This is a genomic window from Paenibacillus sp. JT22N7, from assembly GCF_059383875.1.
Window position 1 is genome coordinate 765,481 of record NZ_JBXENY010000001.1, and the last position, 16,902, is coordinate 782,382.

A 16,902-nucleotide genomic window follows, 5' to 3' on the forward strand; every position below is an offset into this window, starting at 1 on the left:
AGCGGCTGCTTTTTATCGTTTTAAACCATTTTCAAAGCTAATTACGACAAAAAAAGTCTATATTCGACAGCTAATTTCGACAGACTTTTTCATAAAATTAAATTACCATTACATATGTAATTTGCTATAATTATCTATTTTTTATTTTATGTTTAATTTAGATTTTTTATAAACTAATTATCAAGATTTTTATGGTAAAAAATAATGTAAGAGGTGTTGAATAACGTGCAAACCTATGAATTTTCAGCTAAAAGTGCCTATTTGAAAAGAATGAAAGGGAGAAATTCTGTTTATTTAAACGGGATTCAAGTGGATGTAGCGACAAACCCGGCTTTTGCGGGTGCGATTGGTTGTATTGAAAAGTATTATGATTTGCAGGAAGAACAATCCGATATTCATTGTTTTAACGATGGCAGCCACAATGCCGCAATTAGCCTGCTAGTCCCTTCAACAATCGAGGATTTGCAGCGGAAAAGAAAATCCTACAAGGCTGTAGCGGATATTTCCTTTGGGATGTTGGGCAGAACGCCAGATTTTATCAATGCCGCTTTAGCTACGTTATATGCTCATTCTAAGCAGCTGGGAAGCAATCCGTTTGCTAATTTCTCGGAAAATATGAGAGCTTACTATCAATATGTGAAAGAGAATAACTTATTTGTAGGGCATGGGGCTATTAATCCGCAAATTGATCGTTCTTTGCCTCTTGGCTCCCAAATCAATGAATATGCGGCCGTGAGAATCGTAAGCCATGATCAAAAAGGAATCGTCGTTACTGGGGCAAAAATGATCGTAACCTTGGCGCCAATTGCAGATGAATTGCTCATTTTTAATATGCCAGGGTTAAAGCCGGGTGACGAGGACTACGCGGTTTCTTTTGCTTTGCCAATCGATTACCCAGGCGTGAAAATTATTTGCCGAAAACCGATGGTGAATCCAGCCTATCATTCCTTTGATCACCCGCTAGCTAACGCTTTTGATGAAATTGATGCTTATTTGATTTTAAATGAAGTATTTATTCCTTGGGACAAGGTGTTCGTGTTTAGAGATGTTGCTAAATCAAATTTATTCTACGATAAAACCTTCGCTAGAAACCATACGGGGCATCAAGGTATTGTGCGAGGTTTATCTAAAGCGGAGCTCCTCACAGGCATTTCCATTCAACTGGCGAAGATGCTGAAGCTTGATGGATTTATTAATATTCAAGAAAAGTTAGGAGAGCTAACCTCCTATGTTGAGCTTGTAAAAGCGAGCATCGCATGGAGTGAGGCAGAGGCAACGATAAGTGAGGAAGGAATCATAACGCCAAGCATTAGCGCGATTCAGGCGATTCGCTATAATTTTCCGAAAATGTATGAAACGATGGTTAAAACCTTGCAATCTCTTGCCGCTGGTTCCATGTTGTCTACCCCGCATTATGAGGATTTTCTTAATTCGGATTTAAGCGACTTGGGGAGTGCGCTTACTACAGGTGAGACGGATGCGTTATCCCGGACTAAATTATTAAATCTCGCTTGGGATGCATCCGGTGATGGCTTTGGGCAAAGACAGTTAGTCTATGAATTTTTTCATGCCGGGGACCCGATGAGAATTGCCGCAGGACATTTTATAAATTATGACAAGCAAAACATGATCAACATGGTAGATAGGGTGCTGCTGCATGACAATGATTAGCTGTGCCTGCCTTGTAAAACAGGATAAAAACAAGCTGCTTCTCGTTAGGGTTAGGGATAATGAGCTGTGGTATTTGCCCGGTGGGAAAATAGAGCCAGGAGAGGACCCGCAGGAAGCTCTAGTAAGGGAATTGAAAGAAGAGCTGAATATAGAAGTTCAGAGGGAAAGCATTCAACATTTGACAACGGTAATAGGGCCTGCCTATAAAGAGGATGCCAACGTTGAGCTCATCTGTTATACAGCAACCTGGGCTGGACATATCGTGCCGTGTTCGGAAATTAGTGAAGTGGATTGGGTGGACTCAGGCGATAATAGATTGCTTGCCCCTGCCGTTATTAAGCTGGTTGAGCAATTAGAGTTCGAATAAAACATGAGGTGAATGATGCTGTTTAATACGGAGCGATTATTATCAAAAATGAAAGAGCATAATCTGTCGGCCATTGTTGCGGCTACCAAAGAAAATATAAAATATTTTACAGGATTTGAGCCTGTAGTCAAAACGTTGAACCCTTATTTTGGACAATGCTTCGCAGTCATTACAAGCTGTGCTCCCGATAAGGTTCATATTGTGCATTCCGTTGGTGAGATTGACCAGATTTTAGATGCGAGAGTCCCCATTGGAGAAGTCATAACCTATGGTACCTTTTATCGGGAATATACAGCAGACACCCCATTAACGGAAGACGAGCAGCGCTTGAACGATTTATCAAATCATGATAATGGAAATTCAAATGCCGAAGAGGGTCTTGTTGCGTTAATCCATAAGCTTAATCTCGCGAGTGAACGAGTAGGGATTGATGAGGATGGCATGAGAGGAAGCCGCTTGTCGATGATTAAAAGCAAGCTCCCGCAGGTTGAATGGGTTGAATGCTCGGCGGTGATCCGAAGCGTTAGGGCGGTTAAAACGAGCTTTGAAATAGAGGCGCTTGCTTATTCGTCTATTTGTATCGAGAACGCGATTAAAACCGTTATTGATCAGCTATATGAGGGCATTAACGAACAGGAAATTGTCAAAATTTTTTCATGCTCGATTGCAGAGCAAGGGGCTATAGCTACATTGCCGATGATTAAAGTGGGCAGACATGCTGTTGGCGGGCAAAGAAAGCCTAGTGCTGACAACCGTCTAATGCCAGGCGATATTTTATGGTTTGATTGCGACATTGTATGTGATGGTTATTGGGCGGATATTGCCAGAGTTTTCGCCTACAAGGAGCTTAAAGCCGAATACTTGAAATATAATGCGCTGCATAAAGGGCAGCAAGAGGCGATAAAAAGGGTTAAGCCGGGGATGAAGGGCAAGGATGTGTTCCATCTGACGATGAATGCTGTTCATGAAGCAGGCTTTGAAAGCTATAGAAGGCATCATGTTGGACACGGAATTGGCCTAGAGCCGTACGAACTGCCTATTTTATCCCCAGCAAGCGATGATGTTATTGAAGAAGGAATGGTTCTTTCCATAGAGACCCCTTATTATGAATTTGGTCTTGGAGCCTTGCATGTAGAAGATCCTATCGTCGTGCTGCAGAGCGGCAATAAAATACTGACTACGGGTGATAGCTTAATTAAAATTGTGGGGTGACGCAATGATATATAACAATATTACGGAATGCATCGGAAATACGCCGGTTCTAGCTCTAGCTGATGATTTAGTTCCTAAGGGCAAAAGACTATATTTAAAGCTGGATTATTTTAATCCCAATTTTAGCATCAAGGATCGAACGGCTCTTGGCTTAGTGAAATCGGCTCTTGCTTCAGGAAAATTAAATCATGACAGTATATTAGTAGAATCTACCTCAGGCAATCTTGGGAAATCTCTGGCTATGCTAGGGGCTGTGTATGGGTTTCGGGTCATTATTGTTGTTGATCCAAAAGTAAGCGAAAGCTTGCTTAGGTGGTACCAGGCTTATGGGGCAGAAATCAGCATGGTCACTTCACCAGCAGCGGATGGCGGCTTTCAACGAGCGAGGCTGAACCGGGTTCAGGAGCTGCTTCAACAATTTCCTAATGCTTACTGGACAAACCAATATGATAATCCGCAAAATCCGCAATATCATTCTCAAACGACCGCATTGGAAATCGTGGATTTGCCGGTAGATTCTATTATTGGCGCAGTCAGCACAGGCGGGCATCTGTGCGGAATTGGGAAATATGTGAAAGAGCAGCGGCCGGATGTGAAAATTGTTGCTTGCGATGTAGCGGGTTCGGCTGTGTTCCGAGAAAAATTTTCTCCTTATTTGATTAATGGTGTAGGACTAAGCTGGAGAAGCGATAATACAGATATTTCAGTGCTGGATCAGGTGTGCATTGCCAGCGACCAGGAAGCGATATCGATGTGTCGTTTGCTTGCTCGACATCATGGTATTTTAATCGGGGGATCTGGCGGCTTGACGGTAGTAGCGGCTTTGGCTTGGCTGAATAATAGTGATTCACAAGCTGCTGTTGCGATTATCCCGGATACGGGCATCAATTATTTGGACCAGTTTTACGATGACGAATGGCTTGTTGAAAAAAATATAACGCTGCTTGATCGCTCCGAGCTGCAGCAAACGATTCAAAATAAAACGTTTGATTCCTTACAAATGAAATCGAATGTTTTATCCTAAACGTTAATTTAGAGATGGAAGGTGAATGAGCTGCGAGATATTAGTAAGGAATTTGCAAAGTTTATAGTCGATGATGGCATCATTAAATTTGGTGAATTCACATTGAAATCGGGAAGATTAAGCCCATACTTTTTTAATTTTGGTTCCTTCAATGATTCTGCGATGTTAGCGCGGCTGGGAAGCTTCTATGCAGATACGATTGTGAAGGAACAGATACCATTCGATATTATTTTTGGGCCCGCCTACAAAGGTATACCGATAGCGTTAACTACAGCACTGACCTTGCATAATAACGATGCCATTAATGTTGGTTTCGCCTTCAATCGCAAGCTGCAGAAGCAATACGGCGAGGGCGGAAATATCATTGGCGCATCCCTTGCTGGCAAAAAAATTCTTGCGGTCGATGATGTGCTTACATCAGGCAGAACGATTAAAGAGACGAAGCAGCTCGTCGAAAGCGAGGGAGGCCAATTAACGGCATTTCTAGTTGCGTTGGATAGAGAAGAAAAAGGCTCCGAAACGGCATTATCCGCATTGGAGGAAGCAAGCAAAGCCTATAATGTGAACATATACGTCGTAGCTCGTATAACAGATGTTGTAGCCTACATGTCCGATGCTGCCGATAAAGAGCAGCATGTGACAAAAATTAAGGAATATCTAAATGTGTATGGGAAATAAGGAATTAAATGAAAAGAAGTCATTTCAGCCTAAAATTGGCTTCTTTTTTTAAATATAGGAAAGTATATCATTTCGTTATCCTTTCTCTATATTCCACTCTCGAAACGAAAGCTTTGCCGCCAGAGGACGGCAAAGCCGTTTGCGCTTGTGCAGTAAGACAAACTAGCATAGGATAGAGGTTGACAATGGGTAGAGTAATGATGCAAATTAAAGCTTTAAATTTTTTAGTTTTTTCGACCTTCGCAATTTTGCTTCCTTATCTTCCGTTACTGCTTTCAGAGAGAGGCTTTAGCATCGCTCAAATTGGGCTGCTGCTTATGGTAGGCCCTTTCTTTGCAATTTTTCTTCAGCCCATTGTAGGTTACATTAGTGATAAATGGCATGCAGTAAAACGGATTTTATTGCTTTTATGGGGCTTGACAGGAATAAGTGCAGTTGGTTTGTTTTATATAAGCAGCAAGCTGTTGTCGGTTGTTTTTGTCGTTTCTTTATTTATGTTTTTCCTTTCCGCCATTCCATTGGTAGATACGCTGACTGTGAAAATGGCTGAAAAATTCAAAAGTACATACAGTACGATCCGATTGTGGGGCTCTATCGGCTTTTGTATGGTCGCTGTATTTCTTGGCGCTTATTTTGAACGTATCGGAGGATTAGACGCATTAATTAAAATCTATTTTCCTATTTGGCTTGCCGCCATCGTTATATTATTTAATTTAAATGAAGTAGACGGACAGGAGAGCAGCCGATTTCATTGGAAAGACCTCGTACAGTTAATAGGCAATAAAAAAATATTTGTCTTTTTGATTTTTTTATTGTTTTTAGCGGTGCCCCACCGAATGAATGATGCTTTATTCTCCATATACTTTAAAGAAATCGGCGCAAGTGATTCTATGATTTCATGGGCTTGGGCCATCATTGGCTTGAGCGAGATCATAGGTTTTTATATGTCGGCTAAACTATTGAAAAGGTTCCATCCCTTAAAGTTGATCATTGTGGCGTCTTTATTTTATATCATTCGATGGGTTTGTTATGTGTATACGACCGAGCCTTATATCATTTTAGCGTTGCAGTTGTTTCAAGCGATAACCTACAGCCTATTTTGGGCATCAGCCGTAAATTATATGGTTTTAGTGGTGCCTAAAGCATTTAGAACAACATCCCAATCGCTGCTGGCTATGATTTTTTTAGGCGTATCAGGCATTTTGGGAGGGTCCATAGGCGGTGCGGTTCAGCAAAATTACGGCGGGAATTATATGTATGTGTTTGCTGCATGTTCCGTGTTTATCGCTTTGATTGGCTTTTTCGCTTTAAGAAAACAAGTGGATTCAGGCAGCATCCCCTCCAAGACGGAGGTAAAGGAGAAGTATGCAGGCTGATTTAATAATAGTGGAAATTTATGAAATTTTTATATATAATAGTCAAGCGCAAATGGAAGCTCGAGGGCGCATTGGCAAGCCAGAGATGTGCACAATGGAAATAAGGACTAACTGGAGGGAATTTTTCAGCCATGTATAAGTTAATCGCAATTGATATGGACGGCACCTTATTAAATGATCATCATATGATTTCTGAAAAAAGTATAAACATCATTAAGGAGCTTTCCTCGTCAGGCTCAGAAGTCGTATTATGTACCGGCAGAGGGCCGACAAGCACAAAATTTTATACGGACATCATTGGCATAAATGGTGTGGGCATCACGTTCAATGGAGCGATTACGATTGATTTTGGAAGTAATCAAATTATTAATCAATATGCGATAAATGCCCCGCAGCTTGAAAGCTTTATGAGCTATTGCCGAAAACACCAAATTCATTTTGATATTAATACGCCGTTTGATCTTTATGTAGATAAAGTAGAGCAGATGAGTAAAGAAATAGGCGATATATACGCCAGTTTTTATATTCATCCTAGAACGCTCCCGCAATTTGATCGTCTGGCAGATCCGTTAATAAAATTCACTTGTATCGGTACAAGTGAGCAATTAAATCAATTGCAAATTGATTTAAGCCTGTTGAGCCAGGAGCTCAATATTACAAGATCGGCGGATACCTTTATAGATGTTTTGAATATTCAAGCTGATAAGGGTAATGCCTTGAAAAACTTAGCCGAGCTGAGGGGGATAAAGAAAGAGGAAATTTTAGCGATTGGAAACTACTATAATGATATAACGATGCTAGAATCTGCTGGGCTTGGTATCGCGATGGATAATTCTCCGGAAGAGTTAAAGCTTTTGGCAGACGATATTACGTTGTCAAATAATGAGGATGGTGTGTACCACGCCTTGCAAAAATATTGTTTTTAAAATTTTCAAGCCACATGGGAGTGTAAAACGCCATGTGGTTTTTTATTTTGTCGGCAGGCCAGGTAGGAAAAGGTAAGAATTTGGTTCACTGCAGGGGGAATTTCGTGCAAATATCCCAAACGACTTTCTCTCGAGCTGAAACAGCTGTCACTCTCTGCTGAAGTGCTATTCACGCTAAACTAAAGGCAAGATCAACCGCTGGGTACTGGTGGATTCATTTTCGAGTAAGCGCTTACTCGAAGCGGGAAGCCTGGCATGCGGTTGCGACATCTTTACAGGAGGGATTACATGAAGGCGGCTATCCGTCCGCAAAGCTCGATGTCTCGGCGAAGCGGCAGCTTGATACCGGACAAATTCCGTTTATTTTTATTTGCCTCTCCGTTCCTCGTGCTGATTTTATTGTTTAGCTACTTTCCGCTATACGGCTGGTTATATTCCTTCTACAATTATCGGCCAGGTTTTCCGTTATCGGAGACGCCGTTCGTCGGCCTGCAATGGTTTAAGGCGATTTTCTCCAACCCGACCCAGACGCAAGAGGTCATGCGGGTGATGCGCAATACGCTTGCGATGAGTACACTCGGCATTTTAACGTCGGTGTTCCCCGTTATTTTTGCTATTATGCTCACTGAAATTCGTACAACCTGGTATAAGAAAACGGTACAGGTGCTCACGACGCTGCCCAATTTCATCAGCTGGGTGCTTGTTTATTCGATAGCCTTCATGATGTTTTCGGTAGATAGCGGCGTCGTCAATAAATGGATGATTGCCCTAGGTTTTCAGGAAATGGGCATTAACTATTTGGCGCAGGACGACCACACTTGGCTGGCGATGACGCTGTGGGGCTTGTGGAAAGGGCTGGGCTGGGGAGCCATTATGTATATCGCAGCCATTTCCTCCATTGACCAGGAGCAATATGATGCGGCAAAGGTAGATGGTGCGGGCCGTTTCCGGATGATCTGGCATATTACCGTTCCGGGGCTGATGCCGACGTACTTTGTACTGCTGCTGCTTTCCATCGCTAATTTCATTAACAACGGCATGGAGCAATTTTTCGTCTTCCAAAATGCGATTAACAAAGATCATATCGAGGTGCTTGACCTGTACGTGTACAACACGGGAATGCTCGGCTTCAACTTCTCGTTTGCAACGGCGATCAGCATGCTCAAATCGATTATAAGCATTGTATTGCTGTTCTTCGCTAATCAGCTGTCCAAAATCGTCCGCGGGGAATCGATCATCTAATTTGAACAAGAGGAAAGGAGGAGGCGCATGCATACGCAACGCCGGCTTGGGGACTGGTTGTTCCATATTTGCAACTATGGATTTTTCACCTTGTTTACGCTGCTTTGCCTGTTTCCCTTTTATTACCTGTTTATTAATACGATCAGCAGCAACGATCTTAGCGCCAGGGGACTGGTTACCCTGTACCCGAAAATGATTCATTTTGACAATTATATTCAGGTGCTGCAATTAAAGGGCTTGGCGCAGGCGGCACTTGTATCGGGCGGCAGAACGATTATTGGCACGCTGCTCACCGTCGCGGCTTCGGCCTTTCTCGGTTATTTATTTACGAAGCGCAAAATGTGGGCCAGAAGCTTCTGGTACCGTTTTGTCATCATCACAATGTATTTTAATGCGGGCATCATTCCGTGGTACATCATTATGATGAAGCTGAATATGACGAACAACTTTTGGGCGTATATTTTGCCTGCAGTCGTCTCGCCGTTTTATGTCATTCTCGTCAAAACGTTCGTGGAATCGATACCGGATGTGCTGGAGGAGTCGGCGGAAATGGATGGGGCAGGCTATATCGTTATTTTCAGCAAAATCATTATGCCGCTCATTACGCCGATTGCAGCGACCATCGCGATTTTTTCGGCGGTCAGCCAGTGGAACTCCTTTATCGATACCGTATTCCTTATGACGAACAGCAAGCTGTTTACGCTGCAATTTGTACTGTACAAGTATTTGAACGAGTCGACCTCGCTCGCCGCGATTATTCGCAATTCCCAAGGCGCGGTAGGCAATATCGACCTGACGAACAAGCAGACCGCGACGTCCATTCGAACGACGGTTTCGATGATTGTCGTCCTTCCGATTTTGTTCGTATATCCGTTTTTCCAGCGGTATTTTGTCAAAGGCATTATGATTGGCGCTGTTAAAGGCTAAGAGCGGGTCGGGAATGTATTTTACCCCAGGAGTGATCTCATTGAAAGGGGGTGGCCTGCCGAAGTCGGAGGTCAAGCATAAGCATGAAAAAAAAGGGAGGCAACTGCATTGAAATCATTTCGTAAAACATTTTCCTTGCTGTTACTGGCGGCGATGCTGATCGTATCGACAGCAGCTTGTACATCGAACACGAACAATGGGCCAGGCAATACGGCCAGCACGGCACCATCAGCTGGAGGAGCAACCGAGACGGCAGGCAGCAGCCAGCAAGAAGAAATTACGCTTGATGTGTTCTCGATGCTGTCCAATTTCTCGGGCGAACAGACGGGCTGGTTTGCCAAAGTCATTAAAGATAAATTCAATATTAATTTGAACATTATTGCTTCGAACCTCGAAGGCGGCGGCGACGTCAAATTCGCCACGATGATGGCGGCAGGCAATCTTGGCGATTTAGTTATTTTCGGCGATGATGGCCAGAAGTATTTGGATTCAATCAAAGCAGGCATGCTGGTGGATTGGACGAAGGATGGTTTGCTGGACAGCAAGGGCCAAAATATTTTGAAATACGCTCCGAAGGCGATTGAGAAAAATAAAGCGAACTTTGGCGGCGGTTCCAGCGTCTACGGCATCGGCTTTGATGTTGGCGACGACAAGCCGGGCCCATCCGAGGCGAAGGATTTGACCTACAACCCGAATTTGCGCTGGGACTTGTATGAGAAGCTGGGCAGACCGGAAATCAATTCGATGGAAGATTATTTGCCCGTGCTCAAGCAAATGCAGGAGCTGGAGCCGAAAAGCGAATCCGGGCGACCAACTTATGCATTCTCGATGTGGGCGGATTGGGATGGCAATATGATGGTGCTGACGAAAGCATGGGCAGGCATTCACGGCTTTGACGAAGGCGACGGCTTTAATCCTGGCGGCTTCTCGCTCGTTTCGGCCGACAAGGACGAATATCAAGGCGTGCTGGATGAAGATGGCTATTATATGCGCGGACTCAAGCTTTATTTTGACGCCAATCAAATGGGACTTGTTGACCCAGATTCCATGACGCAGAAGTTTGAGGATGTTGTGAACAAAATGAAGGACGGCCAGCTGCTGTTCACCTTCTTCCCATGGCTCGATGATACGTACAATACCGCTGAGCATATGGCAGCAGGAAAAGGCTTTGCACTCGTTCCGTTCAAGGATGAGCGGACGTTCTCTTATGGCTATGACCCCTATGGAGGCAACCGCGTTTGGGCGATTGGCTCAAAAACGAAGCACCCCGATCGCGTTCTGGAGCTCATCGATTGGTTGTACAGCCCAGAAGGCAATATGATTTCCTCTAATGGACCAGAAGGTCTTAACTGGGAGCTGAAGGATGGCAAGCCGGTTCTGACTGCATTCGGCGAGCAGGCTCTGCCAGCAAATGATACAGCAGTACCAGAGGAGTTTGGCGGCGGTACGTGGAAGGATGGCATGAGCCAGCTGAACAATTCTACTTTCAAAAATACGAATATTAATCCCGACAATGGCGAGCCTTACGATTATAATCTATGGCAGTCAACGCTTGAGAAATCGCCAACGAAGCTTGATCAAGACTGGAGAGCTGCGATGGGCGGCGCTCTGACGGCTAAGGATTATTTGGAGAAAAATAATCAGCTTGCCATCATGCGTCCGCTGTTCACTGGCACACCGCCTTCCGTCATCAGCGATGAGCTGGAGCAGAAGCGCGGCCAAGTGGCACAGGTAATCAAGCAATTTTCGTGGAAAATGATTTTTGCGAAAAATGAAGCTGAATTCAATAAGCTGCGCCAGGAAATGCTCGATAAGGCGAAAGGCCTTGGCTATGATGACGTGCTGGCGTGGAACGTTGAGCAAAATAAGAAAGTATTCGGCTATCGCAAGCAGTAGGCAATAGGGTAATAAGCAGTAGGCAATAGCAGCATAGAATCTAAAGGTTTTAGGATCTCATTGTTGAATAGCTCATAGCCCCGCCAACTGGCGGGGCTAATTACGTCCTGCGGCAAACTCGGGCTTGAACGCTCCATGATTGAATGGGACCACGACTAAATCCGGTGGCAAAGAAAATCGCGAAAAGCGTCCATTCCCCCCTTGCATAAATGGCAAGCCAATCGTAAGATAATAACAAGATTTTCTAACTATAGTAAATGAACGTAAAAATATAGCACTGTCAGCGACATGTCCGAAAGAGAGGGATCAGCCCGCGATGTCAGCACAACAGCCGGTGCTTCACAACCGCTTTGCGGCCCGTTCCTTGCGGCGCACCTTAATTTTTTATGTGATGCTGGGCTGCCTGCTGCCGCTCGTTCTGGTCGGCTTTCTGACGTATTCCTCCATCTATGCGATCTTCTCCAACAAAATTCAAAGCGGAATTAGCGCCAGCCTGGGCCAAGAGGCGGTAAATCTTGAAAACGCTATCAATAATCTTGACTTTGCCTCCAAGCAATTTGCGCTCGATGGCCAAATCGTAGATGAGGTTTCTGAATTTTTGCAGGAGCGGCAAATTTCACGCAAATCCCAAATGATGACCGCCATTGATCAGAAAATCAATCTCGTTAATTTCACGAACCCTTATTTGGGCTTGACCGCTTACATTATGCCAGGCGAAGAAAACCCGGTGTTGTTTTCCAATTTGGCAATGAATCCGAACTTTGACAGCGAAGCGCTGCCCTTGTTTATTCATTATAATGGCGCGGATTATTATGGGCCGCATCCAACGCAGTACAGCTCCAGCAGCAATATGGTGTTCTCCGAGCAGCGCATCGTTCGGGTAGGCGGCGAGCATAAGCTATATATTTATTTGGAAACGAATTACAATTTATTTCGCAGTATTTTGCAGCAGCAGACCTACGGTATGAAGGTTACACATGTGCTCGTCAATGAGCAGGGCAGCATGACGTATATGGAGGACGAGAGCATGCCGATGCAGGTGCGGGACGCGGTAGATGCCGGTTTTCCCGAGCTGCATAAGGAGGTGGCGGATTATCATTTGTTCCGTTATCCAAGCGCCCAAGGCTGGCAGCTTATAGCCGTCGTCAGCAAATCGGCCTTTAACAGCGAAATGTATGCCTGGCTGGGTAAAATGCTCGTGCTGGCTTGCTCCACACTCGTCTTTGCGCTGCTGCTGGCGCTGTTCATTTGGAAGCAAATTTATCGGCCGCTGCGCAAGGTCAATGTAGAAATTGTGCGCATGGCGGAAAATCGCACAAGCCCGGTTTCTTTTACCAATGTCGAGGAGTTCGACTTCGTGCTTAATAATTTTCAAAATATGAAAACGACGATTAATGATTTGATTGCTGAGGTTGCCAACAAGGAAAAGCAAAAAGGACAATTCGAAATTGAAAAGCTGCTGAGCCAGATTAATCCGCATTTTTTGCATAATACGCTCAATACGGTACAGTGGCTGGCCCGGATGAACGGGCAGAAGGAAATTGATAAGCTGGTCACGCTGCTCGTCAAGGTGCTGCATTATAATTTGGGCAAGCAAAGCTTGATCGTAACCGTTGATGAAGAGATTGAAGCGATGACGAATTATATGGAGCTGCAGCGCATTCGTTATGATTATGAATTTGAATTTCAGCTCAACGTTGCCGATGAGGTGCTGCAGGTTGCGGTTCCGCGTTTTCTGCTGCAGCCGCTCGTCGAAAATGCCATTTACCACGGGATGAGCGACCGTACTGGGCGCATCGTTATTACAATTGAGCCTGTCGGCCTCGCGGAGATGCTGCTGCGGGTAGAGGACAATGGCTCCGGCATTGAGCCGGAGACGATTGCAAAGCTGCTGTCTGGTGACGACAGCAAGGCGAAGCGCGGGCTTGGCATTGGGCTGTCCTATGTGAACCGAATGCTGCGGCAATTTTATAATGGGCAGATGCAGTTTCGCATTGAGAGCGAGCTGGGTCAAGGAACGGTAGTGACCATCGTGATTCCACGTAAAGCGAAGGAGGAGTTCGATGATTAAAGCGATTGTAGTCGATGATGAGCGCTTGGTGCGCAAAGGCTTTATTTCGTTGTTCGACTGGTCAATGTTCGGCATTTCGATCGTTGGCGAGGCGGGGGATGGGAAAGCAGCGCTTGAGCTATTGGAGCATACGGAGGTTGATCTCGTATTCACCGATATAACGATGCCGCAGTTATCCGGCTTTGAGCTGATCGAGCAAATTAAGCAGCGCTTTCCCACTATTCGCAGCGTCGTGCTGACCTGCCATCATGAGTTTGATTATGTCCAGGAGGCGCTGCGGCTGGGGGCCATTGATTATATTGTGAAGACGCTGCTCGAGCCCGATAAAGCGGATGAAGTGATGCAAAGAATCGTTCAGCGCTTTCGATGGGAAAACAGCTTTCGCTCGGGGGCGGAGCTGAGCTCCGCAGCGGAGCGGATGAAGGCGGATGCTGCGCTGGTGTGTTATCCGCTAGAGGAAGGGGCAGGGAAAGAAGAGCTGTGCCGGCTGCCTGTCTTGAAAAATTTTACGCTGCTAGAGCTGAAAGGGCTATGGCTGATCCCGCTGCCGCATCTTACCCCAGATTCCGAATGGCAGCGGGAGCTGGCCCAGCTGTTAAAGGGCCGATTTCATTATGCTGTCGTTACGGGGCTGCAAGAAAAGGAACTCGCTGATGTGAAGCGTTTGCTGGAGGATCGCTTTGCTGCCGTGATGTTTTATAAGGCGTCCGGCCAGCATGACAGAATTCAAATGAGCTTTGGCGAGCTTCAGCAGTTTACGGCATCCACTGATCAGGAGGCTCAGCTTCTGCTGCTTGATGCTGATATGGCTGATTTGCGCTGGGCGCTTTACCCCGCTGCTTGGGAAACGTTCATAAGCCGCTTGGAGGGGCTGCGGGCGAGTGAGGAGCAGCTGATGCAATGGGGGCAAAGCTTATGCCAGAGCTGGGCCGCACTGCTCATGCACCCAAGTGAGGCGGAAGGGCTTCGCGCGGAGCTAGGGCGTTCGCGTTGCTGGCAGGACTTTAAAAGCTGGCTGCGCCGCTTCTCGGATTATGCCCAGCGCAGAATGCTTGCGCTGTCGCTATCCAAAGAGGTGTTTCAGTGCATGCTGCGTGCAACGGTCTATATTCGCCGCGAAGCGGCCGGCAAGCTTAATCAGGTTGATGTGGCGGATTATGTGAAAATGAGCCGGAGCTATTTTAGCGGCTGCTTTGCCCGTTTTGCCGGGATGCCCTTTGGCGTTATGCTTCGCGGCATAAGAATGGAGCGTGCGAAAGAATTGCTGCTCACGACAGAAATGCCCGTCTACGAAATTGCTTGCGCTGTAGGCTTTGAGGATGATAAATATTTCAGCAAGCTGTTCCGCGAGCTGGTAGGCAGCCTGCCTAGCGAGTTCCGTGCCGAGCGAGTGCGTATGGGCGGTTATTATTAGCATACAAAGAGCAAGCGGCGGTTGAGACGGCGGCAATCCAAGGGGAAATGGAGGGGGAGCAATGAAAGCGAGAGTAGCTTTGCTTATAATGGCTGTGCTGCTGCTGACCGGCGCGTGTACAGGCAATAATAGCCCAGCGCAGATGAGCGGCTTGCAAGGGGATGAACGGGCAGACAGCAGCGCGGAGCCACTCGCTTATGGAAGCATGCCAGAGCGGGTCAGCGTTCGGGTAGGGTTCAAAATACCCGAATCCCGCTTATCCGGCAGCGACACTAATGACAACAACCCCATTTCCCGCTACTTGGATCAATTGACGAATATAAAGGTGGTTCATGCTTGGGAAGCGAAGGGTGACGATGCCTTTGAGCAAAAAATCAGCTTTGCCATTGCAAGCAACGATATGCCGGATGCAATGGTCGTTGACCGCGCCCAGCTGCGGAAGCTTATCGACAACGACATGATTCAGGATTTAACGGGTACGTATGCGGCATACAGCTCCAAGCTGGTACGCGATATTTATGCTTCATCTGGCGGCAAGGCGCTGGAGGAGGCTTCGCGTGATGGCAAGCTTTACGGCCTGCCCAATGTGGCAATTGAGATGGATGCGGTCACCTTGCTATGGGTGCGCCAGGATTGGCTGGATCGTCTAGGGCTGGAGCCGCCGAAGACGCTTCGCGATATTGAAGAGGTCGCCCGAGCCTTCGTACAGCGTGACCCTGATGGCGACGGAAAGGCGAATACCGTCGGTATAGCCGGAGACAAAATTGTCGTATTCGGGCAGAAGCCGAATCCAAGCGGCTTTGATTCTATTTTTCATTCGTTCCATGCGTTTCCGAAAAATTGGACGAGGGATACAGATGGCAATGTTGTATACGGCTCGATTACACCGGAGAGCAAAGCTGCGCTCGGCCAGCTGGCCGATTGGTACAAGCAAGGGCTGATCGACAAACAGTTTGTGCTGTATCGGGAGTCGGAGGAGCCGATTGTGGATGGCAGAGCAGGGATGTTTTTTGGGCCGTGGTGGATGCCTTATTGGCCGCTATCAGAGGCAGTAGCCCAGAATACGAAAGCAGAGTGGCGCGCTTATGCGGCTCCGGTTGATGCGAACGGGGAGTATGTGACACATACCGCACCGGTAACGGATCGTTATCTCGTTGTGCGTAAAGGCTATGAGCATCCTGAGGCGGTCGTTAAGCTGCTCAATGTATTTACCCGCCTGGAGCGGCGGCTAGACCCGAACATTCAGGAAACCCAATGGCTGGATGAATATGCATCCCAGTCCGGCGTGCAGCTGCGCCATTATTATCCGTTCGACCTGCTGCTTGATTATTCGGATGCGGTAGACAACCGTTATGATAAGTTGCAAGGCGTGCTGGAAGGCAAGCTTGACCCATCGACGCTTGATCCTGACTCTTACCAGCTGTATGAAATGACGGAAACCGAGCATCAGAACCCGAAGAAAAATTTGGATGCATGGAAGCCCGCAGCAGCTTACGAATATGGCGTCGGTGTCATTCGAAAAACACCCATGATTAAAGTAAACAGCGTTTTCTACGGCGCAACACCAGCGATGGGCACAAAATGGGCCGCACTGGAGCAGCTGGAGAACGAGACCTATTTGAAAATCATTGTTGGCGACCAAAGCTTGGACAGCTTTGATGAATTCGTCAAGCAGTGGCGCCTGCAGGGCGGGGATGAGATCACGAAAGAGATTGCGGCGCGTGTTTCCGAGGAGTAGTTATCCATGCACGGGCAATAACCGGCAGGGCCCCATGCCCCCTGCCGGTTATTGCCGTGTCTGTATCCTCCTACCCCTTTATTGCTAGTTCTGCTTAAATGAAGCTGGCTTTAAAGCAAGCCATATCAATATGCGCTAACGTGCAATGGTGTGAATAAGCTTAGAAGCAGAAGGTACGCAAGATGATAACTAGCAAAATAAAGAGAACGAGAATTGTGCCCGTATTTGTCCAACAACTGTTGGCACCCGCGATTGGACCGCAACCTACGTTAGCGCCTGCTACAGGGTATCCCACTATTAACAACCTCCTGAATGGTTTTGTTAGTGTGAAGCTTTTGTTCACATGGTTAATGTATGCCG

14 protein-coding genes are annotated in these 16,902 nt (G+C 46.3%); 13 read left to right on the top strand and 1 reads right to left on the bottom strand.

The features are described from left to right. The first annotated feature begins 225 nt into the window (after positions 1–225). From AC50Y5_RS03370 to AC50Y5_RS03430, 13 genes are all read left to right on the top strand, one after another. On the top strand, positions 226–1,671 hold the full coding sequence (locus AC50Y5_RS03370; RefSeq protein ID WP_494858424.1) for a 4-hydroxyphenylacetate 3-hydroxylase family protein: 1,446 nt from the start codon (positions 226–228) through the stop codon (positions 1,669–1,671). After that, positions 1,658–2,038 carry an NUDIX hydrolase gene (locus tag AC50Y5_RS03375; protein ID WP_494858426.1) on the top strand — a complete coding sequence of 127 codons (381 nt, stop codon included), beginning with the start codon at positions 1,658–1,660 and terminating at the stop codon, positions 2,036–2,038. The genes AC50Y5_RS03370 and AC50Y5_RS03375 overlap by 14 nt, the downstream gene beginning before the upstream one ends. Positions 2,039–2,053: 15 nt before the next feature. Continuing rightward, the gene (locus tag AC50Y5_RS03380; RefSeq protein ID WP_494858793.1) at positions 2,054–3,250 is read left to right on the top strand and encodes a M24 family metallopeptidase; all 1,197 of its coding nucleotides are present in this window, start codon (positions 2,054–2,056) and stop codon (positions 3,248–3,250) included. 4 nt (positions 3,251–3,254) lie between these two features. Then, on the top strand, positions 3,255–4,274 hold the full coding sequence (locus AC50Y5_RS03385; protein WP_056029233.1) for a cysteine synthase family protein: 1,020 nt from the start codon (positions 3,255–3,257) through the stop codon (positions 4,272–4,274). A 21-nt stretch (positions 4,275–4,295) separates the two neighbouring features. After that, positions 4,296–4,952, top strand: a complete 657-nt coding sequence (gene pyrE / locus AC50Y5_RS03390; RefSeq protein ID WP_494858429.1) for an orotate phosphoribosyltransferase — start codon at positions 4,296–4,298, stop codon at positions 4,950–4,952. A gap of 185 nt (positions 4,953–5,137) precedes the next feature. Next, entirely contained in the window at positions 5,138–6,328 is a 1,191-nt protein-coding gene (locus AC50Y5_RS03395) for an MFS transporter (RefSeq protein ID WP_494858431.1), read from the top strand. A 131-nt stretch (positions 6,329–6,459) separates the two neighbouring features. Further along, on the top strand, positions 6,460–7,254 hold the full coding sequence (locus tag AC50Y5_RS03400; protein ID WP_494858433.1) for a Cof-type HAD-IIB family hydrolase: 795 nt from the start codon (positions 6,460–6,462) through the stop codon (positions 7,252–7,254). A 288-nt stretch (positions 7,255–7,542) separates the two neighbouring features. Further along, positions 7,543–8,496: an ABC transporter permease gene (locus AC50Y5_RS03405; protein WP_177217903.1), complete on the top strand. Its 954-nt coding sequence runs from the start codon at positions 7,543–7,545 to the stop codon at positions 8,494–8,496. 27 nt (positions 8,497–8,523) lie between these two features. Then, positions 8,524–9,423 (top strand): carbohydrate ABC transporter permease, encoded by a 900-nt coding sequence (locus AC50Y5_RS03410; RefSeq protein ID WP_056029218.1) that lies wholly within the window; start codon positions 8,524–8,526, stop codon positions 9,421–9,423. Between the two features lie 108 nt (positions 9,424–9,531). Then, positions 9,532–11,319: a type 2 periplasmic-binding domain-containing protein gene (locus AC50Y5_RS03415; RefSeq protein ID WP_235533023.1), complete on the top strand. Its 1,788-nt coding sequence runs from the start codon at positions 9,532–9,534 to the stop codon at positions 11,317–11,319. A gap of 316 nt (positions 11,320–11,635) precedes the next feature. Further along, entirely contained in the window at positions 11,636–13,390 is a 1,755-nt protein-coding gene (locus tag AC50Y5_RS03420; RefSeq protein WP_056029215.1) for a sensor histidine kinase, read from the top strand. Next, complete coding sequence (locus AC50Y5_RS03425; protein ID WP_056029212.1) at positions 13,383–14,804, top strand: response regulator transcription factor; 1,422 nt, start codon at positions 13,383–13,385, stop codon at positions 14,802–14,804. The genes AC50Y5_RS03420 and AC50Y5_RS03425 overlap by 8 nt, the downstream gene beginning before the upstream one ends. 61 nt (positions 14,805–14,865) lie before the next feature. Next, a complete protein-coding gene (locus AC50Y5_RS03430) occupies positions 14,866–16,542 on the top strand; it encodes an extracellular solute-binding protein (protein WP_056029208.1) in 1,677 nt (558 codons plus the stop codon). A 160-nt stretch (positions 16,543–16,702) separates the two neighbouring features. On the opposite strand, the gene AC50Y5_RS03435 is transcribed toward AC50Y5_RS03430, so the two are convergent. Continuing rightward, positions 16,703–16,795 carry a dihydroorotate dehydrogenase gene (locus AC50Y5_RS03435; RefSeq protein WP_099521728.1) on the bottom strand — a complete coding sequence of 31 codons (93 nt, stop codon included), beginning with the start codon at positions 16,793–16,795 and terminating at the stop codon, positions 16,703–16,705. Positions 16,796–16,902 lie beyond the last annotated feature (107 nt).